The sequence below is a fragment of the Reichenbachiella sp. genome (assembly GCF_039969095.1).
Lineage (GTDB): Bacteria > Bacteroidota > Bacteroidia > Cytophagales > Cyclobacteriaceae > Reichenbachiella.
Window position 1 is genome coordinate 198,095 of sequence record NZ_JBDVOL010000015.1, and the last position, 21,471, is coordinate 219,565.

A 21,471-nucleotide genomic window follows, 5' to 3' on the forward strand; every position below is an offset into this window, starting at 1 on the left:
TCTAGTTATTGATTCTGCTCGCAACTAGAAAATGTGGATTTAAAAGATCAGGTTTATTGTACTGCACAGGTTCGTTCGAGTCTTTAATTGTAACAGTCCCACCTGCTTCTATTACAATGGCATGAGCAGCAGCTGTATCCCATTCCATTGTTGGAGCATATCTTGGATAAAGATCAGCTTTCCCTTCGGCAACGGCTATCAGCTTCAATGAACTACCCATACTGACAATTTCTGGTTGATCAAACTGATCCATAAATTGCTTGGTATCATCGTTGAGATGAGATCTAGAGGCTACAATTTTTAGACTGGAGTCATTCATTTTTATTGAATTGGCTTGAATTTTATTTTGTGTTTCTCCTTCTAGAAAAGCACCTTGCTCCGTAGTAGAATAATAGAGTTTGTTTTGCACAGGGACTTGCACTACACCTAGGATTGGTCTACCATTGTGAATCAGTGCTATGTTAACTGTAAATTCGCCATTCCTTTTGATAAATTCCTTGGTTCCATCTAACGGGTCAATCATCCAAAAATATTCCCAGTCCTTTCTTTCTTCAAATGGAATATCTCTTCCTTCTTCACTGAGTATGGGTAGATTAGTCTTTTCTAACTCTGCTACAATTGCCAAATGTGAAGCTTTGTCAGCTTTTGTAAGAGGAGAATCATCCGATTTAGCTTCGATTGAAAAATCTCCACTTTCGTAAATCTCCAAAATAGAAACTGCAGCTTTTTTAGCCGCAGTTTTTGCTATTTCTAGCAGTGGGTTCAAATCCATTTTAATATTATTTAAACAATCATTCCGGCAGCTACCGTTTCATTGGTCGCTTCGTCTACTAGAATAAGACTTCCAGTAATTCTATTTTTATTGTACGAATCAGCTAGGAGAGGCTTTGTCGTTCGAAGTTTCATCTTACAGATATCATTTGCAGTAATATCTTTATCCTCCTCGTTTCTATGCAGAGTGCTAATGTCTAATTTATAACTGATTTCTTTAATCATCGTTTTAGCCTCTGATGTAGTATGTCTTAGAATATATTTAGCTCTTGGTTTTGGCCCTTGAGGATTCAACCAACATATCATAGCTTCTATATCCTGAATTGGTTCAGGTTTGTTATTTGTCCTGACAATCATATCTCCTCGCCCAATGTCAATTTCATCTTCTAATTGAATTGAAACAGACATAGGAGCAAAAGCTTCTTCTAGTTCTCCATTGAATGTGTCTATGGACTTAATTTTTGAACTAAAGCCAGAAGGGATAACGGTTACTTCATCGCCTGGCTTGAATACACCACTCGCAATCCTTCCTGCGTATCCACGATAATCATGAAATTTGTCATTCTTGGGTCGAATGACAGTTTGTACAGGGAATCTACAATCTATATGATTGTGATCACTCCCGATATGAATGTTTTCTAAAGTATAAAGAAGAGTAGAACCTTCATACCAAGGCATATTTTCACTTCTATTTACTACGTTGTCTCCATTTAAAGCTGAGATGGGAATAAAACGCACATCTTTAACTTCCAGTTTAGATGCAAATGCTTCATATTCTTCTTTAATTTTCTCAAAGACCTCTTGATCATGATCAACTAAGTCCATTTTGTTTACACAAACAATCACATGAGGAATCTGTAAAAGAGAAGCGATAATTGAGTGCCTTCTAGTTTGCTCAATCACTCCTTTTCTAGCATCTACCAGCAACAAAGCGCAGTTAGCAGTTGAAGCACCTGTCACCATATTTCTTGTATATTGGATGTGACCAGGTGTATCCGCAATAATAAATTTCCTTTTTGGGGTAGCAAAGTATCTATAGGCTACATCTATAGTGATTCCTTGTTCTCGTTCGTCTTTCAACCCATCTGTAAGAAGGGCTAAATCAGTATGTTCCAATCCTTTTCTTTCACTGGATTTGGCCACCTGATCCATTTGGTCTTCGAAGATTGATTTAGAATCGTAAAGTAAGCGCCCAATCAATGTACTCTTTCCATCGTCTACACTACCTGCGGTCGTGAAGCGAAGCAATTCCATGTCTAAGTAAGAGTTGTTATCGTGTTTTTTATTTTCCATTGTCATCAGTATTGACTGTGCTAATTTCTAAAAATATCCTTGTTTTTTTCTGTCCTCCATAGAGGTTTCAGATCGTTTGTCATCTTCTCTATTTCCTCGCTCAGTTTGTCTTGCAGAAGCTACTTCATCTACAATTTTTTCGAGGGTATCAGCATCAGATTCATCTCCACCAGTAATTGTTATATCTCCTAATGTTCTAAATCTAATCTTCTTAGTTACGATTTCTTCATCTTCTGCTATTTGGATGTAATCAGAAACAGGCAACCAGGTGTTACTTCTTCTTATTACTTGTCTTTCGTGAGCAAAATAGAGACTTGGAAGAGCTATGTTTTCTGATAAGATATATTGCCACACATCCATTTCGGTCCAGTTGCTTAAAGGAAAAACTCTGAAGTTCTCTCCTTGGTGGCATCTACCATTGAATATATTCCAAAGTTCAGGTCTTTGATTTTTAGGATCCCACTGCCCAAATTCATCTCTATGCGAAAAAAATCTTTCTTTAGCTCTTGCTTTTTCTTCGTCTCTTCTAGCTCCGCCAATGCAAGCATCAAATTGATTTTTTTCAATAGTATCTAAAAGAGTGACTGTCTGGATTGCATTTCTGTTTGCATTCTTGCCTTTTTCTTCTGCGGCAGAGCCCTCATCTATGGATTCTTGCACTGAACCTACAATAAGTTTTACGCCTAGTTCTTCGACATATTTATTCCTGAAATCCATAGTTTCTGGAAAATTGTGTCCAGTATCTACATGTACAAATGGAAACGGGATTTTTGAAGGAAAAAAAGCTTTTCTTGCTAAATGAGCTACACAAATTGAATCCTTTCCTCCAGAAAATAAAATGGCAGGGTTTTCAAATTGGGCAAAGACCTCCCTTAGGATATAAATAGCTTCCGCTTCAAGTTCTTTGATGTGCGTCAGATTGTAATTACTCATTATCTTTTATTTTTTTAATAACAATGTCATATATTTTTTGAACACCTTCATCAATTGACAATTCATGGGAAGGTATCACTATATCCGCATTTTTTGGTTCTTCAAAAGGAGAATCAATACCAGTGAAATTTTTTATTTTACCTTCACGTGCTTTTTGGTATAATCCTTTAACATCTCTTTTTTCGCATTCTTCTAAAGGGCAATTGACAAATATCTCTATATAATCTTTACCCATCAATTCTTTGACTTTTTGTCTTTCCTCTTCAAAGGGCGTAATAAATGCTGTAAGAACTACGGTGCCGGCATCTACAAATAGATTTGATACCTCAGTAATTCGTCTTAAATTTTCTTTTCTACTCGCATCAGAAAAATCCAAATCTTTATTTAAACCACTACGAATATTATCACCATCTAAGATGTAGGTGTTAATACCTTCGTTAAAAAGCCTTGTCTCCAAACCACTAGCAAGCGTTGATTTACCTGAACCAGAGAGTCCAACAAACCAAATTAAAATTGGGTGGTAACCCAATTTATTTATTCTATCAGATCTCTTAATCGTATGATTATGTGGTACTATATTCTCTGTCATGCTGCTTTTTTATTATTCCGATTGTCAAGGCCCAAATTTATTCGGTACCACAATTCCTCGTGTCCATAATAAAATCCCATTTTCAATATAGATTCTATCAATGCTATCCAAGTAGCTTTTTCTAGCGCACCATCATGTCCACTAAAAAGCATCATGGCCAAGATAAAGGTAGTGCCTGAAGCAATAACCCGCCATGTCAAAGCTTTTAAGATATGGCGTGTTCTATGGTTTAGATTTGAGCTTAAATTAAACCAAATACGCTCATGAACGTAGTAGATTGCAATTTTAATGGTGGTTTCTAAAGCAGTCAACCAAGAAGCCATGGCTAACTCAGCCTTTCCAAAAAAAGCAAGAGTTAATGAAAAAGTAGTCGCTGACGCTATAATGCGCCAAGTAATTGATTTTGTAATATGTCTGACCCTACTGTCCATTATTTAATTATTTTGAGATAAGATAAAGTTTAAAACAATCTGGATTACTCCCAGAAACAAACCATCAACAGCAGGTCGTTGATTGATGTATCTTGTATGTAAATGTCTTTTTCAATTTCTTATCTGCTATCTGCAGGGTTAAATGAGGCGCAAACTTAGTAACAATTGTTAAATTGGAAAGGATGAAAACTTAAAAACTACAAACAACCATCCGAAAAATTTGTTGGTAGAATTCCTTTCACATCAAAAATTACGGAATTTTCATTCAGGCTGCTCCAATTTAATTCTCTAAACGCATCATGTGCTACGGCAAGAATATAGGCCGAATAATCAGAAGAAATGGTATTCACGAGATCATACCCGTATTCATTTTTTACTTCTTCATTATTTGCTAAAGGATCATGAACAGATACTTCAATATTATATTGTTCAAGTTCCTTGGCTATATCAATAACCTTAGTATTCCTGATGTCGGGACAATTTTCTTTGAATGTCAGCCCTAGGATCAATACCTTTGACTTAACTATTTCTAGACCTTTGATCGCCATCAATTTTATGACTTCTTGTGCCACATGCTTACCCATGTTGTCATTGATTCGTCTGCCAGCTAAAATTACTTCAGGTAAATAGCCAACACTTTCAGCCTTGTGAGTCAGGTAATATGGGTCGACCCCAATACAATGGCCGCCAACGAGCCCAGGTCGAAAAGGCAGAAAATTCCATTTGGTTCCCGCTGCTTCCAGTACCTCATTTGTGTTTATATCGAGCTTTTTGAATATCAAGGCTAGTTCATTGACAAAAGCTATATTGATGTCTCGTTGTGCATTTTCTATCACTTTGGCGGCTTCTGCCACTTTTATAGAAGATGCTTTGTGCGTACCAGCAGTAATTATTGAGGAATAAAATTTATCAACAACATCTGCAATTTTTGAAGTGCTTCCACTAGTGACTTTTAAGATGTCTTTAACTCCTCTATTTTTGTCTCCAGGGTTTATCCGTTCAGGTGAATAACCACAGTAGAAATTGACATTGAATTTCAAACCAGATATCTGTTCCAAAACTGGTACACATTCGTCTTCTGTACAGCCTGGAAACACGGTAGATTCATAAACTACAGTATCTCCTTCTTTTAAATACTTCCCAATGAGTTTGGAAGCATTTTTAAGTAATGATAAATCTGGATTATTATTCTTGTCGATTGGGGTCGGCACAGTGACAATATAAAAATTTGAACTTGCCAAATCTTGTGATCCACATGTAAATACCAAATTGGAATTAGAAGTCAAATCAGTTGATTCTACCTCATTAGTTCGATCAAATCCCGAATTTAATTCTTCAATTCGTTTGGCATTAATATCGTAGCCGACAACTTTGTATTTTTCAGCAGCTGCAACGGCTAATGGTAATCCGACATATCCTAACCCAATAATTGCAACACGGTATTCCATTTTTCCCTAACCTTTAACTTTCTTCATGAAATATTCTAAAGTTGGTTTTAATCCTTGACTTCTAGAATATTGAGGTTCCCAATCTAAAATTTCTTTCGCCTTTTTGATATTTGGTTGACGTTGTTTCGGATCATCTTCTGGCAGAGGACTATAAGCAATTTTTGATTTGCTTCCTGTCAGTTTTAATATTTCTTCTGCAAACTGATTGATGGTGATCTCACTTGGATTCCCAATATTTACAGGGTCAGGACAATTGCTTAGTAATAAACGATAAATACCTTCTACAAGGTCATCCACGTAACAAAATGATCTAGTTTGAGAGCCATCACCAAATGCAGTCAAATCTTCTCCCCTAAGCGCCTGACCAATGAAAGCAGGCAACACTCGACCGTCATCTAGTCGCATTCTTGGTCCATAGGTGTTAAATATTCTTACAATTCTGGTTTCCACTCCATGAAAAGTATGATAGGCCATGGTCATGGCTTCTTGAAAACGTTTGGCTTCATCATAAACACCACGTGGACCCACTGGGTTAACATTTCCCCAATAGTCTTCAGTCTGCGGATGAACTAATGGATCTCCATAAACCTCCGATGTGGATGCGATTAGCATTCTTGCTCCTTTTACTTTGGCTAATCCTAGAAGGTTATGAGTGCCTAAAGACCCCACTTTCAAAGTCTGTATAGGCATTTTTAGATAGTCTATTGGGCTTGCTGGCGAAGCGAAATGCATAATATAATCTAAGCCCCCAGCGACATGTACAAACTTGGAAACATCATGATTATAGAATTCGAAATCTTCTCTATGAAATAGATGTTCTATGTTATCTAATGAACCGGTTATAAGATTGTCCATGGCTATGACATGACAGCCTTCTTTTAAAAACCTGTCACAAAGATGAGACCCAAGAAATCCTGCTCCTCCAGTAATTAAAACTCTTTTTTTAGTCATTGATTTTAAAATTTTAAAGATGCGTTCGTGAAAGAAGCATATGTTTTATCTCTGTCGGATAAGATGATTTCATTTTCATCTAACATCCAGTTTATTTTTAACTCTGGGTCGTTGTAGCAAACCCCTTCCTCATAGTCAGGCGCATAAAAATTATCTATAGCATAAAAAATCTCTGCCTCTTCAGAGAGTACAAGGAATCCATGAGCGAATCCTTTTGGAACGAACAATTGATTCTTATTACTTTCCGAAAGAATAGTGGAATAATGCTGACCAAAAGTAGGTGAATCCTTTCTGACATCAATTATCACATCCTGAATTTCTCCTTTTGTCACGGCTACTAACTTGGATTGAGCGTGAGGAGTGCGTTGAAAATGCATGCCTCTCAACACACCTTTTGTAGATTTGGAGCAATTAAATTGTAGAGGTTGAAAGGATACGTTTGTTTCCTTTTGGAATTTTTCCATATTGAACCATTCAAAAAAGTAGCCTCTTTTATCCGTATGTATTTCAGGACTAATTTCAAAGGCGCCTGATAATGGAAGTGCTTTTACGATCATTCTATTTTAATAAATTTAGAAGGTATTCTCCGTATCCACTTTTCACTAGAGGGGAAGCTATTTTTTCTAATTGTCTTGATCCAATATAGTTCATCTTGAAGGCTACTTCTTCTATACATCCAATTTTAAGACCTTGACGTTCTTCAATGATTTGAACAAATGAACTAGCTTCATTTAAAGATGCAAAAGTTCCTGTATCCAGCCATGCAGTTCCACGGTCCAAAATTTGAACGCTTAATTTTCCTTGACTAAGGTATTGATTGTTTATTTCTGTAATTTCCAACTCACCTCTGGCACTAGGCTTAATAGACTCACTTATTTCAATAACATGATTATCATAGAAGTATAAGCCTGGAATAGCATAATTTGATTTAGGTTTAGATGGTTTCTCTTCAATTGACAGCGCTTGATTATTATTATCAAATTCAACAACACCATATCTTTCTGGATCATGTACGTGGTATGCAAATACTATTCCTCCTTCTGGTTCTACACATTGTTGTAATTTTTTAGAAATCCCAGAAGCGTAGAAAATGTTATCACCTAAAATTAATGCTACTTTGTCCTTACCAATAAAGTCTTTGCCAATCAAAAAAGCTTGAGCCAAACCTTCAGGTTTTTCTTGAACGGCATATTGAAAATTGCACCCCAATTGACTGCCGTCACCTAAAAGCCTTTCGAATACGGGTAAATCTCTTGGCGTGGAAATAATCAGAATATCTCTAATACCAGCTAACATAAGAGTGGAAAGCGGATAGTAGATCATTGGCTTGTCAAATACAGGTAATATCTGTTTGCTTACAGCCATTGTCAATGGATGCAATCGAGTGCCAGAGCCTCCTGCCAATATAATTCCTTTCATAGGCAATTTTTCTAAAGAAGTAAAACTACCCTAGCAATTTGTGTTTTTCAATGTAATCACAGCTGTACAACCATTGGAAAGCGGTAAGTCTATAATCATGTTAGTTTCAGACACATCTGAAATGGGGAGATCGTAGGCTTCTCCATCTGTAGGTTTTAGCCTAATCACACTATTTTTTGCTTCATATTCTCCAGTTTCACCATTAATGTTGGCATCGAAGTCTACTATAAGTATATAGGTGCCATCTCGTTCAAGAATAAATTTCATACAAGATTTACATTGATCTGGGAAATTTATGCAATTTAGACCTCCGTCATTGAGTGGGTCGTCACAGTCTTCACGAACTATGTTGGTTGCTAACCAAGTTCCCAATATGACACTCTCGGTGCTATCTTCTCCACAACTAACTATAAAAAATTGACCAACTATAATCAATCCTAGTAAATAACGTCTCATATGTATTCTAAAAGAAGGGTTGTTAATGAATGCTCAAAATTAGGTATTAGTAAGGTAAAAGGGAATTTAATCTTCAATGATTACACCACTGGCTACAAAACTATATTCAGTTTTTGCCTCAGTAATTGATGCAATAATCTCTTCTGATTCTCCTGCATCTTGCGCATAGTGGCGTAATTCTTCGACTGAAGTCAATTGTTTTACACAATAACCATTAATCGTAGCTTTTTTATTTTCAACTCCAGATTTTGGTACAAAGAAACCATAGTCTTTAAATGTTACGCGAAGTGTGTTACCATCACTTGTTTGTAGCTGCATCCAACACCCCTTGACCGCGCAAGTTTTTTCAATTGTTCCATTTAATGTTGTAATTACAGAATCTGAATTTGCCATGATATTTGATAATCCAGATATATCTTTTGAAATAGAATAATCAAATGCTTCACCATAAGACTGAAAAGCAGGTTTTTCTTGTGAAACTTGTTTTTTCCCACAAGAGAAAAATACTAAACTTAGGAACGAAAATAGAATGAGATTCTTCATTGGAGTTTTGATTTGAGTTGAATAATTCGGTAATAAGATGCTCGTATTTGATCTTCTGAAATTTCACCTTGTACTATATAATTTTTTATAATAGAATGTATTTGAGAGGGAGTTCTTCTTTCATTTCCAGGCACATTATTACAAAAGAGCATAACATCTACTCCAGCATTGATGGCCATTTTAATTGATTCTTCAAAACCATAATTTTTTGAAATAGCATGCATTTGCATGTCATCAGTGAACACTACGCCCTGATAGCCTAAAACCCCTCGAAGAATATTTCTGATTATATATGGTGATAAAGTGGCAGGCAACTTTGAAGGATCCAAATGCTCGTTTACAATATGTGCAGTCATGATACCATCAACACGACCAGAGTCAATAAGCCACTTGTAAGGCATAAGTTCAGAAAATTGCCAAGTATTACTCACATCGGCTACACCTAGATGTGAGTCATTTCTGGAGCTACCATGGCCAGGAAAATGCTTAAGAACAGCGAGCACTCCATTGGCTCTATGAACGTCTATGACCTGTTGTGCTTGATTTGCAACAATTCGTGGATCATCAGAATAACTTCTACCTAATTTGGCTATTACAGGATTGTCAGGGTTGATCGCTACATCTACATCTGGAGCATAGTTTACATTGAAACCATACTCTTGTAAAGTACTTGCCGTATTTCTAGCATAGAATGCCGTAGTGTCCAAATTATTAATCTCTCCCAATTCACCCGCTTGCATAGTGGAGGGGAAGCCATATTTAGTCTTAAGCCTATTTACTTTTCCACCTTCTTCATCGATACTTATGAAGAGTGGGTAATTTGCCGCTCCTTTGATCATTTCGATCGTTCTTTTCAATTGTTTTTTGGGATGCTCAGCATTAATGTTTTTTTCAAAAAGAATGACACCACCGACTTTTCCTGCCTTGATTTCATCCAAAATTTCAGCATCTTCTGGCATATATGAAAAATCACCGATCCCAGTAAGAATCATCTGACCGATCATCTCATCAAGACTAACACTATCCTGATTTTGATCTTTCCCCTGTGCGATTGCATGTGCACTCGTAAGAAATAGAAAAAGGGCGGTAATTACTTTATTCATAAAATTGACCTCTAAAATTCGATGCAATATAAGTAAGTAAATCTGTTTAGTTTTGCAGGCACTTTGCCTACTGGCACATATGATGCCACTTTTTGGTGCTTTAAAATTATAACAGTACATTTAGTTTATGCAAATCGAGCCCGGTAAGTTACTCGCCCAAATCAACTCTCCCGCGGACATGAAGAGCTTAGATGCTGTCCAACTGGTCAAGCTTTCTGAGGAACTTCGTCAATACATTGTAGACGTAGTGTCTGTTTATGGTGGCCATTTTGGAGCCAGTTTAGGAGTAGTTGAGCTAACAGTAGCGCTACATCATGTATTCAATACACCTGAAGATCAATTGGTTTGGGATGTAGGACATCAGGCGTATGGGCATAAAATTTTAACTGGAAGAAGAGATCAATTTCATACTAATAGATTTTTTAATGGTCTTTCAGGGTTTCCAAAAAGAAAAGAAAGTGAATACGATGCATTTGGGGTAGGACATTCTTCAACTTCTATTTCTGCAGCTTTGGGTATGGCTGAGGCATCTCGTCATAAAAATGAGAAGGACAAGCAACACATTGCGGTAATTGGGGATGGGGCTATGACAGGTGGAATGGCATTTGAAGCCATGAATCATGCCGGAGTCTCTAATTCTAATTTATTGATCATTCTTAATGACAACTGTATGTCTATCGACCCAAATGTAGGAGCCTTAAGAGATTACCTTACAGACATCACCACTTCCAAAACGTATAATAAAATGCGTGATGAAGTCTGGAATATTCTTGGAAAGATCAGCAAATTTGGCCCTAATGCTCAGGAAATAGGATCGAAAGTTGAAAGTAGTGTAAAGTCTTTTCTGCTTAAACAAAGTAATTTATTCGAATCGCTCAATTTAAGATACTTCGGACCAATCGATGGGCACGATGTCAATCACCTAGTGAGTGTTTTAAATGACCTCAAAGATATTCCTGGCCCAAAAATTCTGCACTGCCTGACAAAAAAAGGCAAAGGATATTCTTTGGCAGAAAAAGATCAAACCAAATGGCATGCCCCAGGTACATTTGATAAGTTTACTGGAGAGATCCACAAAAAAGTTTACGAAACACCCCAACCACCAAAGTATCAGGAAGTGTTCGGTCATACGATTGTAGAATTGGCCGAAAAGAATGAGAAAATTATGGGAATAACTCCTGCCATGCCTTCTGGTTCTTCATTGAATATCATGATGAAGGCCATGCCGGATCGTGCTTATGATGTAGGAATTGCAGAGCAGCATGCAGTAACTTTTTCCGCTGGATTGGCCACTCAAGGTTTGGTGCCATTTTGCAATATATATTCTACATTTATGCAGCGTGCCTACGATCAAGTGATTCATGACGTAGCCATTCAAAATTTGAACGTAGTATTCTGTTTAGACAGGGCAGGATTTGCTGGAGCAGATGGGCCTACTCATCATGGCAATTATGACCTTTCGTATTTTAGATGCATTCCGAATATGATTGTATCTGCTCCAATGAATGAGGAGGAGCTTAGAAACCTCATGTATACGGCGCAATTGCCAGACCAAGGGCCATTTTCTATTAGATACCCAAGAGGCAATGGTGTGATGCCAAATTGGAAAACACCTTTTGAAGAAATTGAAATCGGTAAAGGAAGAAAAATCCAAGACGGAGACGAACTGGCTTTTTTAACTCTTGGCCATGTAGGCAACTATGCCATCGAGGCTTGTCATAAATTGTCAAAAGACGGATTAAATGTGGGTCATTTTGATATGAGATTTGTCAAACCATTGGATGAAGAAATGCTCCATGAAATCTTCAAAGATTACAAGTATGTCATCACTGTAGAAGATGGATGTCTGCAAGGAGGTTTCGGTAGTGCAATTCTTGAATTTATGGCCGATCATGGTCATCAAAACAAAGTGGTGCGTCTTGGTATTCCAGATGAAGTAGTTGAGCATGGCACACAAATGGAGCTACACAAAGAGTGTGGGTTTGATCCTGAGAGCCTTTATCAATCGGCTAAAAAATTGCTTTCTCTTCAGGAAGTATAAAATCTAAAGATTTCCATTATTTCATTTATCAGAAAGATTCTAATCTTGGAATGTTTCAAAATATGTATATTGTAATCTAGCTCCCATCTCCATTATGACAATGAAGTATAGATATCTTTTTATTTGTTTTTTGACCTTGCTCATTAATCTTTCTTCTTGTAAAAGATCCAATTTGGAAATGACTTCACTCGAGGGAACACCTCAATTAGAGGATTCCACTTATGGTTACGACCCAGAACGTATGGTTCAAATTGATTTAGAGCAGATCAAAGAAAGAGGGTATTTCACTGCCATTGTTGACAACAGCTCTACAGGAATGTTTCTGTACAGGGGAGAGCCTATGGGATATGAATATGAATTACTCTCACTTTTTGCTAATAGTATAGATTTAGAGATTCGGTTTGATATTACTCCTAGTATTGAGGAAGGATTTAGGAAACTTAATGCAGGACAAGGGGATGTTTTAGCCTATAACCTGTCTATAACCAAAGAACGCCAGCGGTTTTTGGAATTTACTTCTCCACACAATTTTGTCAGACAAGTGCTTGTACAGCGCAAGCCTGATGACTGGAGGAATATGAAGCTACATGAGATCGAAAAAACACTATTGCGTAACCCTATTGAACTAATAGGAAAAGAAGTTTACGTAAGGAAAGGGTCTGCATATACTACCCGTTTGAAACATTTGGCTGAGGAAATTGGTGGGGATATCCTCATTGTTGAAGAGTTTGACGAATTAGAAACAGAAGCACTCATAGAATTGGTAGCAGATGGCAAAATTGATTTTACTGTAGCAGATGAAGACGTAGCGTTAGTTAATGCGAGATACTATCCCATTTTGGATGTAAAGACAGCAATTAGTTTCCCCCAACAGATTGCCTGGGGAGTAAGAAAAAACACTCCTCAATTGCTTGATACTTTAAATGCTTGGATTGGTGATATGAAGCGAACCAATGAATATTATGCCTTGTATGATAAGTACTTTAAAAGCACTAGAAAAAGTAAAGAAATGGTCGAAAGCGATTTCTTTTCTAGAAGTTCTGAGAGAATTTCACCTTATGATAGTTTGATTAAAATAAGTGCGGAAAAAATAAACTGGGATTGGCAGTTGCTTGCTGCACAAGTATCTAAAGAGTCGCGTTTTGATCCAAAGGCAGAATCATGGGTTGGTGCCAGAGGATTAATGCAAGTTATGCCGAAAACAGGTAATTCATATGGAGTCAAAAATTTATTCAACCCTGAACAAAACCTAAAAGCTGCAGTTAAGCACATATTATGGCTAGAAGATGTTTGGAAGCATATTGAAGATGAAGAGGAAAAGGCCAAATTCGTTTTGGCCTCATACAATGTAGGTCAGGGTCACGTGCAAGACGCTGTTAGACTTGCAGAAAAGTATGGTATGAATCCTGACAAATGGGAGGATGTAGCTGAATACTTAAGACTTAAATCTAAGAAGAAATATTACAATGACCCTGTTGTGAAATTTGGCTATTGCCGAGGGGATGAGCCGGTGGATTATGTGATAGACATTTTGTACCGTTACAATCGTTATTTGCAATTGGATCAAAGTGTTTCGAATGTCGTAGACTTGGAGGAATAATTGGAATACTTCAAATTGATGCCCAAATTCTTCTATTTAGGTATTATCTTTAGAATTCATCAATTGATTTCGAATCCCTATGACTCCACAACTTCATCAGCTTTATATTGAATACATCAAATCTCGGAAGATCAAAATTCCTGAAGACCAATTCAATTATTTGGCCAAATTATATCCTGCCTTATTGGTTTGCATGAGTGATGGCAAATTAGATCAGGAAGAGTGGGATGGTATTGTGATGGCTACAAGAGGGCTTTCAGCAGAATTTGTGAAGTCACCAGACGATGATCGAGATTTGATTGCAATGTCTTTTCGAACAGAAATTAGATATCTTCTGGATAATGTGGACAAATGGAGTAAGAAATTTTTAAATGCCCTTCATGCGTCCATTCAAGGAAATAAAATGGATCAGGAATTTATTATGGAAACGATGTACCTCTTTGCCAACATCACCGATGGAATTTCTGATGAAGAAGAAGAGGCCATTCGAAAATTAGCTCACAGACTGGAAATTGATCAAGCTTGAGTCTTGGGTAATTTCACCTGATCGAGGTAGAAAAATATTCTATTTGACTTATAATTGAGCGGAGATATCTTAGTAATCTCAACCGATTTGTGATTGATGAAAACCTCAAAATAATTTCCATTTAATAAGAATAAATTTACCTTATATTCATAGTACCTGATATCGGTAATGAATGCTCCATTTTTATAAATATGTTGAACCTGCTCCCCTAGGGACATGTTCAGAAATTGCACCTGGGTCATTTAATCATCATGTTGTTGTATTCAATATACTTAAAAATCTAGGAAATCTTTTAGCGATTTATCGAATATTAAATCGTATTTCCCTTGTAGGATTTCATCCAAATGGTTGTGATATTCACTGAATGAAGTGAGATTATTGTGTTTGCCCCCATGGATGGGTATCAATCGAGTGGTCAATGGCGCCTCCTTACGTAATCTTACGCTAGAGCGGTATGGAATTAACCCATCTTTTGTACCATGAATAATGTAAATTGGACACCTTACATACTTGATCCAGATGTCAGTTCGGATGTGATATTTGAGTAAAATGGACAAAGGAAGGAAAAAAAGCCAGCGGGAAGTGAGTTGGGAGAGGCTATAATATGGAGCATCCAGGATGAGCATTTTAGGTGTGTTTTTAGAAGCGAGCTTAGCTGCAAATCCTGAACCCATGGATCTCCCATAAATAATAATTTTTTCCTCAGGATACCATGATCTAACTTGATTATAAACATATTGGCTATCTTTATAAATGGCCTTCTCTGCACGTTGTCCAGTGCTTTTCCCAAACCCTCTATAATCAATCAACAAAACTTCATAATCACTTCTAGTGAAGTCTCTTGCATATTTACTCCAGCCTTTTATACTTCTTGTATTGCCATGAAAGTAGATGACTATGCCTTTGGGTTCTTTGACTTTAAAATGCAGTCCATTTATTCGAACCCCTTCTTCCACGTCGAAAAAATGTTCTTCAAATGGCTCTTCGTATTTGTATTCAAAGTCTTCAGGTAGTTTCTCAGGGTGGAACATGAAATACTCCTGAACCAGATAAATTAGAATTGATAGGAAAAAGTACAAACCAAGACCAATCCAGATATACTTTTCCATTACTAAAAGTTACTGGAAAAGGATTAACAACCCAAATAGAAGAGTCGAGGAAGTTAACTTATAGTTTTATTACTTTGGTGTTTTTTCTACTGACCATAGTTGGGGGAAGGTTGGCGAGTATTTCTTGATGCATGGCTTCCAATAGTTTCTTTTTGGCATAGCTTTTTTTAACTACGAGTCCTACTTCTCTGGTAGGTACCGGATCAGAAAACTTACGGAGTTTCGTCTGCTCATCTTTGCTCAAATCAAGAGTAAAAAGTTCTGGGAGCAAGGTATACCCTCCACGACGATCAACTAGTTTTTTTAGAGATTCTAATGAGCCACTTTCGTAAAGCACCCGATTGTTATAACGGTCAGCTTTTTTAGCATTGCATATATTGAGCATTTGGCTTCTAAAACAATGTCCTTCATCTAGAATCCATAAGCCTTCGTTATTTAGTTCTGATGAATCAATTTTCTTAAGATCGTACATTGGATGTCTGTGAGAGACATAAGCAAAAAATTCTTCGTAAAACAAGGGACTCTCTTTCATGCTTTCTTCATTCAAAGGCGTCACCATGAGTCCTATATCAATTTGATCCTTTTTCAGTAGGTCCAGCATAGTACTGGTCATATGTTCACTTACCTGAAGGTTTATTTTCGGGTATTTTTCTATAAAGGACGATATAAAAAGTGGCACAAGATAGGGGGCTAATGTTGGTATTACACCAATTCTAACATCACCTTTTATGTCGTGTTTTTCGTCATCTATGATTTCATTCACTTTCTTTGATTCTGCAATGATTTTTCTTGCTTGTTCAAGAATTTGAACACCTATCTCTGTTGGTGCAATGGGATGCTTGCTTCTGTCAAATAAAATGACACCAAGCGTGTCCTCCAGCTTTTGTATTTGCATACTTAAGGTCGGCTGCGTGACAAAACATTTTTCAGCTGCTATGGCGAAATGTCTGTAATTATCTAGGGCGATAATATATTCGAGTTGTACTAGTGTCAATGGAATTAAAATATAAAGTGAAAAAGGCTCGAATATCGAGCCTTAAATTTTAGTCAATTATTTTGAATTCTACGCGCCTATTTTTTCTACGGTTATCAGCCGTATCGTTTGGTGCTAGAGGCAATGTCTCTCCATATCCGACAGATTCAAGTCTGGAAGCGCTAATGCCATTGGCTATAAAAAAGCTATAGACTGACCATGCTCGTCTTTGGGACAAATCTAAATTATAGTCATCATCTCCTACTGCGTCTGTATGACCAGAAATCTCTATACTATTGATCTTATTGTCGACAAGCAATTTCAATACTCGATCCAATTCTGCATAGGAAGAGGTCCTCAAATCGGATTTATCAAATTCAAAGAAAATATTATTGAGCGTAATGGCTACACCTTTTTCGATAGGAGAAAGAAATAGATCTTTTTGAATATCGGTAATTTCAACTACTTCATTCAAATCAATATTTTCACTTTGAGAAAGATAACCATCCTTGGCTGCAAGTACACCGTAGGTGGCGCCAGGCCTCACTTTAAACACAAATTCACCATATTCATTTGTTTCTGCACTTCCTACTGTAATACCGTCTGGTAACCTTTCTACAAATACACTACTTACAATAGGTAAGCTACTTTTGGAATCGAATACTTTGCCATGAATGGTGACAAAAATTTCTGTTGGGTCAAGTTCAGGCTCGTCTGTTGGCTCAACAAATAGTTCATCCACACGAAACCTAAAAACATCTGTATTTTCATCTGCGCGACCTCTAGTGAAATAAGCATGCCTACCAGTTGCTGGGATATTAAAGTAAGTATCATCGTCAGGGCCGTTTACTCCTTTACCTAAATTCTCAGGCTTAGACCAATTGGTCCAAGATTCGTCGAGGCGTTTTGACACATAAATATCTGCTCCTCCATATCCTCTAAAACCTTTAGATGAAAAGTAAAGTGTTTCACCATCATGATGGAGAAATGGCCCACTTTCCACATCCGCTGAGTTAACTACATTGCCAAGATTTTTAGGTTCGCTGAAATCACCATTAGGTTGAACAAATGAAACATAAATGTCTCTATCTCCATAAGTGTCGTCTCGCTCTATGGCCATCAAAATCACTTTTGTATCTGTACTCATGTAGTAGTCTACCTTTTCAGAATAGTTATAATCATTTTCAACATTTAAGTTGGTTGGTTTTTCCCATTTCCCATCTCCTTTACTTCTACTCATTGATATTCCTTGAGCCATTCGTCCTCTTTTTTCATATCTATTTCCAAGTAGAAGAACTGTTTCACCCTCGACTTGAGTAATTGAACAAATGAAGTTTGGGCCAGGGGTATTTAATGGTGGCCCCAAATTTTTAGCAGGTAGCCATTCTTGAGTTTCTTCGTCTAATTCCGAATACCAAATGTCTTCATAATCATCAACACCTCCGACATTATCAGGGTGAGCTCTCCGGCTGAAATACAGCGTTTTGCCATCAGGAGAAAGAATTGGACTTTGCTCCAAATATTGACTGTTTACATTTTCACTCAATCGTTCAGTCACTAAATTTTGGTTTACATTTTTAGCCAAATCAATCAAAACACTTATAGGAATATTGGAAGCAGAAAGACCTATCGCATCTACACTATTAAAACCAGGCACATTGCCTCCTTTTATATCCACTCTTATATAAGCGATGCGATACGGAGTTTTTTCAAAAAATAAATTTAAAAGCCTGCTTTGAAGTGGGATTGGTCTTGGATTTAGATCAAAAATCAAATACTCATTGTCGAGAGAATCGTATGCAAAGACTTTGGAAATAGCACCAGGATTTTCTGTTTCAGCAATAGCAATTTGTTGTGCTCGAATAGGGGCATCAAATTTTACTACTATGTATTCGTCATTGTCTGGCTGAGCTGGCCTCCAAGCATTTGGGCTTTCTCCGCCTTTTGGATACACATTGGGTGCATGCAAAGCTTGGCTTGCCGAGTACTGTAGGGCAGTGGTCTCTGAGGTCACATGCATGACTTCCGATGCCCACTTTACAGTTTCTTGTGCATATAAATTACAGGAGATTAGGCCAGCAACGAATACAGTGATAATGTTTCTCATTGAGGATAATAATTTATTATAGGTGGTAATAAATATATTCAATTTTTTATTGCTTCAAGATTCTAACTTCAACTCGTCGATTGGCAGTGCGTGCTTCATCTGTTCTTTCTCTGCTCAATGGCTGGGTTCCTCCAAAAGCTTTAGTTTGAATTCGAGTCTTTTTCACACCTTTTTTAGTAAGATATTCTTTCACCGCATCCACTCGTTCCTGAGACAATTTCAAATTGGCGTCTGCATTACCTTGAAAATCTGTATGGCCTTCAAGTTGAATATTTACACTTGGTCGTTCATCTAGCCAAATAACAAAATCATTAAGCTCAGTATAGGACGATTCATCAATGACGGCTCTGCCTCTGGCAAAAATCAAATTGTGAAGGTCGAATTTTTCATGTGCCTGATCGGGCTCCATGATAAAATTCTTTTCTATCAATTGGGTGCCATTGTCCTTAATTTCTATTTCCTCGCTTATAGTTTTATATCCATCTGCTTTTACATTTATGATGTATTTGAGGTTTTCAAGCATATAGAGTTCATAAACACCATTTTGCTGATTAGTTGCAGCAATCCCCATGTCATCGTAGTAAGGCAATTTTTCATAAAAGACATTCGCTATGAGTGGGGTTCTAGATTCATTGTCTAGTACGGTACCTGTGACTCGTATCAGCGTACCTTCCTCATGCGCTTGAGCTTGAGCATTTTCTGAGGAAAATAAAATTAGGTTGAAGGCAAAGAAACAAAGCGAAATTATAAAGCTTGTTATTTTCATAATTCAAGTAGATCTTTTCATCAAAGGATTGATAGAATGTAATTTACAATAATTTAAAAATTTACTCCAAGGAATGATCATTGAATAGCAAATAACCGATATGGAGCAATGCTCCCCACTGATGTTGGGCATCGTCATAGTAGTTGACATGAATCCCTAATGAGCCAATAAACGAGTGATAAACAAAACCAGAAGTAGCAGCATAAGACGGGTTTATCCAATCCCTGTGGAAACTAGGAGATTCATTGTTTGCCCCAACCAGATATTCTGTGTCATTAAAGACATATCCTTCAAGTCTGAATTGTAGGTTTTTACTAAGTGACCATACATTTTTTAGGCCTAAAGCGACGAATTGACGCGCTCTGAAATTTTCTAAAAGAATAGTTTTACTATCCTGTAATGGATAAAAGCCAGTGGAGTTGATAATAGTGCTAGAAGTGGTTCCCAATGCTGGTTGATTTGAATATTGTGCTTCTACTACAGTGCCAAGACTATATGTTCTACCAAAATTGTAATACTTTTCCGAGGCGATTTTTGCCGCAAACCAATTTACATTCTCGACAGAGGCATTAATAGAGGAAGTTGTTCCTGGTATATAATTGCTTTCTACAATAAACTGATTAAGAGCAATTTCAAGTTTAGACCCTGACGAGGCAAATTGAGGATAATTTAGATTGTCGTGGTAGAGTCTTGTTTCAAGCCTTAAACCTTCTAATTCTAGTTCATCAAAATTTTCATTTGTATTGATTTGAGTCTCATTACTGAATTTATCCTTGTTCAGGATATAAGAAGCCTCTGCACTTAATCCATACTTTCTGTTCAAAGGGAAACCAAAAAACAATCCCATTTTCCTGTCCACACGATCCAATATGGTTAAATCTGGTTCGCCTAATAGATAGTCTGCTAAGTTTAAAAAATCCCGATGATTGAGCGTTATCGTTGGCCCAAAAGAGAAGGGTCTTTTACCAGGCAATGTAAGTCTGTTCTTGAAATATAGCGATTCATAAAATGGCCCCGCGAAAACATCTATTTCGTACTCTTCTAATATTCTTGAGAGCCTTTTGAAGTCAAATCCTAAGTACATGAATGAAATATTTCGAGAAGTGAGACTTCCTCCAATTTTTGCTTTGAGTCTTGGATTAGGATTGCCGGAAAGTCGAAACGCATATCGCCCATTATTAGAGTAGCTGGGGAATATATTGATAAAATAGTCATTGTCAATCAACCTGAAATATGCCTTTTTTGCCTGCTCAAATTCGAACGATTTGTCTTTATCAAATATGCTGGTGATGTATTGAGATGTTTTTTCACTGAATCCATCTACCTCTACTGTGTCGAAATAATGTCGCATGGGTTTGTTTAGAAAGGCAACTCTTTTTTCTTGTAATGTGGCTGCATTGACTCGACGATTTATTTTATTTTGAATTTCTTCAATCTGATTAATCGTAGTTTGATATCCTACTTCATAGATCTCTTTCGCTTTTTCAAAATCAAGGGTGCTATATTTAGAGAGTTTGACATCAATAAAAACATCAGTACTGTCAAGTTTTGATGGGTCTCCTTTGTTTAACATGAAAAACAGAAGTGATTCTGCTAACAATTCTTCATCGTTATCCTTGGGGTATTCTTTCAAAACTTTACTTCCAACATTCACACCTATAACGACGTCGGGTTTAAACTCATCTTTGGCAGTTGAAATCGGAAAATTATTATAAACACCGCCATCAAAAAGCAATTCGCCATTTACTCTGACCGGTCTATAAAGTAATGGAATGGCCATTGAAGACCGTATAGATTCATATAACACACCACTGTCAAGTATGACTTGTTTCTCCATAAAAATATTCGAGGCCATGGCCCGAAAAGGAACGAATAAACTGTCAAAGTCTCCATGGCAAACATAAGAGGCGTGCTGAAGACGCTGGGCAAGATTTATATTTAAGACAAAGTCTCTATCTAGCGAAGGGTCAATGCTGGATTCAAATGCAGAATCAAAATTCAACTTAACCTTAAGCCAAGAAGGATCAGGAAGATTTTCATCATAACTGTATTGATATTTTTCATCAATCACACCATCCACCCAATCTTGCAAGTCTTGCGAAAAGGCTAAATTTTTGATCTGATCTGGCGTATAGCCTGCCGCATAAAAGCCACCTATTATACTTCCCATAGAAGTCCCCATCACATAGTCGATTGGAATATTATGCTCTTCGAGTGCTTTTAGTACTCCAGCATGAGCAAGGCCTTTTGCTCCGCCGCCACTTAAGACTAGTGCTACCTTTTGGGCATTTATAGCAAAGGGAATTAGAAAGAGAAAAATAATAAGCAAAGGCTTCACTAAAAGTGAATACATAGTTGATTTTGGTTGTCTTGCTTAAAAATATCTCAAACCAATGGAATGAGGGCTTTATT

General features: G+C 37.1%; 20 protein-coding genes. 3 read left to right on the forward strand and 17 right to left on the reverse strand.

Annotated features, from left to right (window positions below):
- Position 1 precedes the first annotated feature (1 nt).
- From cysQ to ABJH98_RS16250, 12 genes are all read right to left on the reverse strand, one after another.
- Positions 2 to 772, reverse strand: coding sequence for a 3'(2'),5'-bisphosphate nucleotidase CysQ (gene cysQ / locus ABJH98_RS16195; protein WP_348308747.1), 771 nt, complete (start codon positions 770 to 772; stop codon positions 2 to 4).
- A gap of 11 nt (positions 773 to 783) precedes the next feature.
- A complete protein-coding gene (locus ABJH98_RS16200) occupies positions 784 to 2,064 on the reverse strand; it encodes a GTP-binding protein (protein WP_348308748.1) in 1,281 nt (426 codons plus the stop codon).
- A gap of 27 nt (positions 2,065 to 2,091) precedes the next feature.
- Positions 2,092 to 2,997, reverse strand: a complete 906-nt coding sequence (gene cysD / locus ABJH98_RS16205) for a sulfate adenylyltransferase subunit CysD (RefSeq protein WP_348308749.1) — start codon at positions 2,995 to 2,997, stop codon at positions 2,092 to 2,094.
- Positions 2,990 to 3,586 (reverse strand): adenylyl-sulfate kinase, encoded by a 597-nt coding sequence (cysC, locus tag ABJH98_RS16210; RefSeq protein ID WP_348308750.1) that lies wholly within the window; start codon positions 3,584 to 3,586, stop codon positions 2,990 to 2,992. The genes cysD and cysC overlap by 8 nt, the downstream gene beginning before the upstream one ends.
- The gene (locus ABJH98_RS16215) at positions 3,583 to 4,017 is read right to left on the reverse strand and encodes a DUF2061 domain-containing protein (protein WP_348308751.1); all 435 of its coding nucleotides are present in this window, start codon (positions 4,015 to 4,017) and stop codon (positions 3,583 to 3,585) included. Before ABJH98_RS16215 ends, cysC begins: the two co-directional genes overlap by 4 nt.
- Positions 4,018 to 4,214: 197 nt before the next feature.
- Positions 4,215 to 5,465: a nucleotide sugar dehydrogenase gene (locus ABJH98_RS16220; RefSeq protein ID WP_348308752.1), complete on the reverse strand. Its 1,251-nt coding sequence runs from the start codon at positions 5,463 to 5,465 to the stop codon at positions 4,215 to 4,217.
- Positions 5,466 to 5,471: 6 nt separating this feature from the next.
- Positions 5,472 to 6,416 (reverse strand): UDP-glucuronic acid decarboxylase family protein, encoded by a 945-nt coding sequence (locus ABJH98_RS16225; RefSeq protein WP_348308753.1) that lies wholly within the window; start codon positions 6,414 to 6,416, stop codon positions 5,472 to 5,474.
- Between the two features lie 5 nt (positions 6,417 to 6,421).
- Entirely contained in the window at positions 6,422 to 6,973 is a 552-nt protein-coding gene (gene rfbC, locus ABJH98_RS16230; RefSeq protein WP_348308754.1) for a dTDP-4-dehydrorhamnose 3,5-epimerase, read from the reverse strand.
- A gap of 1 nt (position 6,974) precedes the next feature.
- Positions 6,975 to 7,835 carry a glucose-1-phosphate thymidylyltransferase RfbA gene (gene rfbA / locus ABJH98_RS16235; protein WP_348308755.1) on the reverse strand — a complete coding sequence of 287 codons (861 nt, stop codon included), beginning with the start codon at positions 7,833 to 7,835 and terminating at the stop codon, positions 6,975 to 6,977.
- A gap of 30 nt (positions 7,836 to 7,865) precedes the next feature.
- Positions 7,866 to 8,102, reverse strand: a complete 237-nt coding sequence (locus tag ABJH98_RS16240; protein WP_348308756.1) for a hypothetical protein — start codon at positions 8,100 to 8,102, stop codon at positions 7,866 to 7,868.
- Between the two features lie 255 nt (positions 8,103 to 8,357).
- On the reverse strand, positions 8,358 to 8,834 hold the full coding sequence (locus ABJH98_RS16245; RefSeq protein ID WP_348308757.1) for a DUF4920 domain-containing protein: 477 nt from the start codon (positions 8,832 to 8,834) through the stop codon (positions 8,358 to 8,360).
- Complete coding sequence (locus ABJH98_RS16250) at positions 8,831 to 9,937, reverse strand: glycoside hydrolase family 3 N-terminal domain-containing protein (protein WP_348308758.1); 1,107 nt, start codon at positions 9,935 to 9,937, stop codon at positions 8,831 to 8,833. Before ABJH98_RS16250 ends, ABJH98_RS16245 begins: the two co-directional genes overlap by 4 nt.
- A gap of 127 nt (positions 9,938 to 10,064) precedes the next feature.
- Here ABJH98_RS16250 and dxs point away from each other — a divergent pair, with 127 nt between their 5' ends.
- From dxs to ABJH98_RS16265, 3 genes are all read left to right on the forward strand, one after another.
- Complete coding sequence (dxs, locus tag ABJH98_RS16255; protein WP_348308759.1) at positions 10,065 to 11,978, forward strand: 1-deoxy-D-xylulose-5-phosphate synthase; 1,914 nt, start codon at positions 10,065 to 10,067, stop codon at positions 11,976 to 11,978.
- 178 nt (positions 11,979 to 12,156) lie between these two features.
- Positions 12,157 to 13,578, forward strand: coding sequence for a transporter substrate-binding domain-containing protein (locus ABJH98_RS16260; protein WP_348308760.1), 1,422 nt, complete (start codon positions 12,157 to 12,159; stop codon positions 13,576 to 13,578).
- Positions 13,579 to 13,657: 79 nt separating this feature from the next.
- The gene (locus ABJH98_RS16265) at positions 13,658 to 14,104 is read left to right on the forward strand and encodes a hypothetical protein (RefSeq protein WP_348308761.1); all 447 of its coding nucleotides are present in this window, start codon (positions 13,658 to 13,660) and stop codon (positions 14,102 to 14,104) included.
- A 272-nt stretch (positions 14,105 to 14,376) separates the two neighbouring features.
- On the opposite strand, the gene ABJH98_RS16270 is transcribed toward ABJH98_RS16265, so the two are convergent.
- From ABJH98_RS16270 to ABJH98_RS16290, 5 genes are all read right to left on the reverse strand, one after another.
- The gene (locus ABJH98_RS16270) at positions 14,377 to 15,213 is read right to left on the reverse strand and encodes an alpha/beta fold hydrolase (RefSeq protein ID WP_348308762.1); all 837 of its coding nucleotides are present in this window, start codon (positions 15,211 to 15,213) and stop codon (positions 14,377 to 14,379) included.
- A gap of 58 nt (positions 15,214 to 15,271) precedes the next feature.
- The gene (locus ABJH98_RS16275) at positions 15,272 to 16,207 is read right to left on the reverse strand and encodes a LysR substrate-binding domain-containing protein (protein ID WP_348308763.1); all 936 of its coding nucleotides are present in this window, start codon (positions 16,205 to 16,207) and stop codon (positions 15,272 to 15,274) included.
- Between the two features lie 49 nt (positions 16,208 to 16,256).
- Positions 16,257 to 18,293 carry an OmpA family protein gene (locus ABJH98_RS16280; protein ID WP_348308764.1) on the reverse strand — a complete coding sequence of 679 codons (2,037 nt, stop codon included), beginning with the start codon at positions 18,291 to 18,293 and terminating at the stop codon, positions 16,257 to 16,259.
- A 46-nt stretch (positions 18,294 to 18,339) separates the two neighbouring features.
- A complete protein-coding gene (locus ABJH98_RS16285; RefSeq protein WP_348308765.1) occupies positions 18,340 to 19,059 on the reverse strand; it encodes an OmpA family protein in 720 nt (239 codons plus the stop codon).
- Between the two features lie 61 nt (positions 19,060 to 19,120).
- Positions 19,121 to 21,412: a patatin-like phospholipase family protein gene (locus ABJH98_RS16290; RefSeq protein WP_348308766.1), complete on the reverse strand. Its 2,292-nt coding sequence runs from the start codon at positions 21,410 to 21,412 to the stop codon at positions 19,121 to 19,123.
- Between the last annotated feature and the right edge of the window lie 59 nt (positions 21,413 to 21,471).

Bases quoted from the DNA above. Each gene is read 5' to 3' on its own strand.
- cysD (WP_348308749.1), bottom strand. From the start codon at position 2,997: ATGAGTAATTACAATCTGACGCACATCAAAGAACTTGAAGCGGAAGCT.
- ABJH98_RS16260 (WP_348308760.1), top strand. From the start codon at position 12,157: ATGACTTCACTCGAGGGAACACCTCAATTAGAGGATTCCACTTATGGT.
- ABJH98_RS16290 (WP_348308766.1), bottom strand. From the start codon at position 21,412: ATGTATTCACTTTTAGTGAAGCCTTTGCTTATTATTTTTCTCTTTCTA.
- cysC (WP_348308750.1), bottom strand. From the start codon at position 3,586: ATGACAGAGAATATAGTACCACATAATCATACGATTAAGAGATCTGAT.
- ABJH98_RS16220 (WP_348308752.1), bottom strand. From the start codon at position 5,465: ATGGAATACCGTGTTGCAATTATTGGGTTAGGATATGTCGGATTACCA.
- cysQ (WP_348308747.1), bottom strand. From the start codon at position 772: ATGGATTTGAACCCACTGCTAGAAATAGCAAAAACTGCGGCTAAAAAA.
- ABJH98_RS16280 (WP_348308764.1), bottom strand. From the start codon at position 18,293: ATGAGAAACATTATCACTGTATTCGTTGCTGGCCTAATCTCCTGTAAT.
- ABJH98_RS16285 (WP_348308765.1), bottom strand. From the start codon at position 19,059: ATGAAAATAACAAGCTTTATAATTTCGCTTTGTTTCTTTGCCTTCAAC.
- ABJH98_RS16270 (WP_348308762.1), bottom strand. From the start codon at position 15,213: ATGGAAAAGTATATCTGGATTGGTCTTGGTTTGTACTTTTTCCTATCA.
- ABJH98_RS16265 (WP_348308761.1), top strand. From the start codon at position 13,658: ATGACTCCACAACTTCATCAGCTTTATATTGAATACATCAAATCTCGG.
- dxs (WP_348308759.1), top strand. From the start codon at position 10,065: ATGCAAATCGAGCCCGGTAAGTTACTCGCCCAAATCAACTCTCCCGCG.
- ABJH98_RS16245 (WP_348308757.1), bottom strand. From the start codon at position 8,834: ATGAAGAATCTCATTCTATTTTCGTTCCTAAGTTTAGTATTTTTCTCT.
- rfbA (WP_348308755.1), bottom strand. From the start codon at position 7,835: ATGAAAGGAATTATATTGGCAGGAGGCTCTGGCACTCGATTGCATCCA.
- ABJH98_RS16240 (WP_348308756.1), bottom strand. From the start codon at position 8,102: ATGAAATTTATTCTTGAACGAGATGGCACCTATATACTTATAGTAGAC.
- ABJH98_RS16215 (WP_348308751.1), bottom strand. From the start codon at position 4,017: ATGGACAGTAGGGTCAGACATATTACAAAATCAATTACTTGGCGCATT.
- ABJH98_RS16200 (WP_348308748.1), bottom strand. From the start codon at position 2,064: ATGGAAAATAAAAAACACGATAACAACTCTTACTTAGACATGGAATTG.
- ABJH98_RS16250 (WP_348308758.1), bottom strand. From the start codon at position 9,937: ATGAATAAAGTAATTACCGCCCTTTTTCTATTTCTTACGAGTGCACAT.
- ABJH98_RS16225 (WP_348308753.1), bottom strand. From the start codon at position 6,416: ATGACTAAAAAAAGAGTTTTAATTACTGGAGGAGCAGGATTTCTTGGG.
- rfbC (WP_348308754.1), bottom strand. From the start codon at position 6,973: ATGATCGTAAAAGCACTTCCATTATCAGGCGCCTTTGAAATTAGTCCT.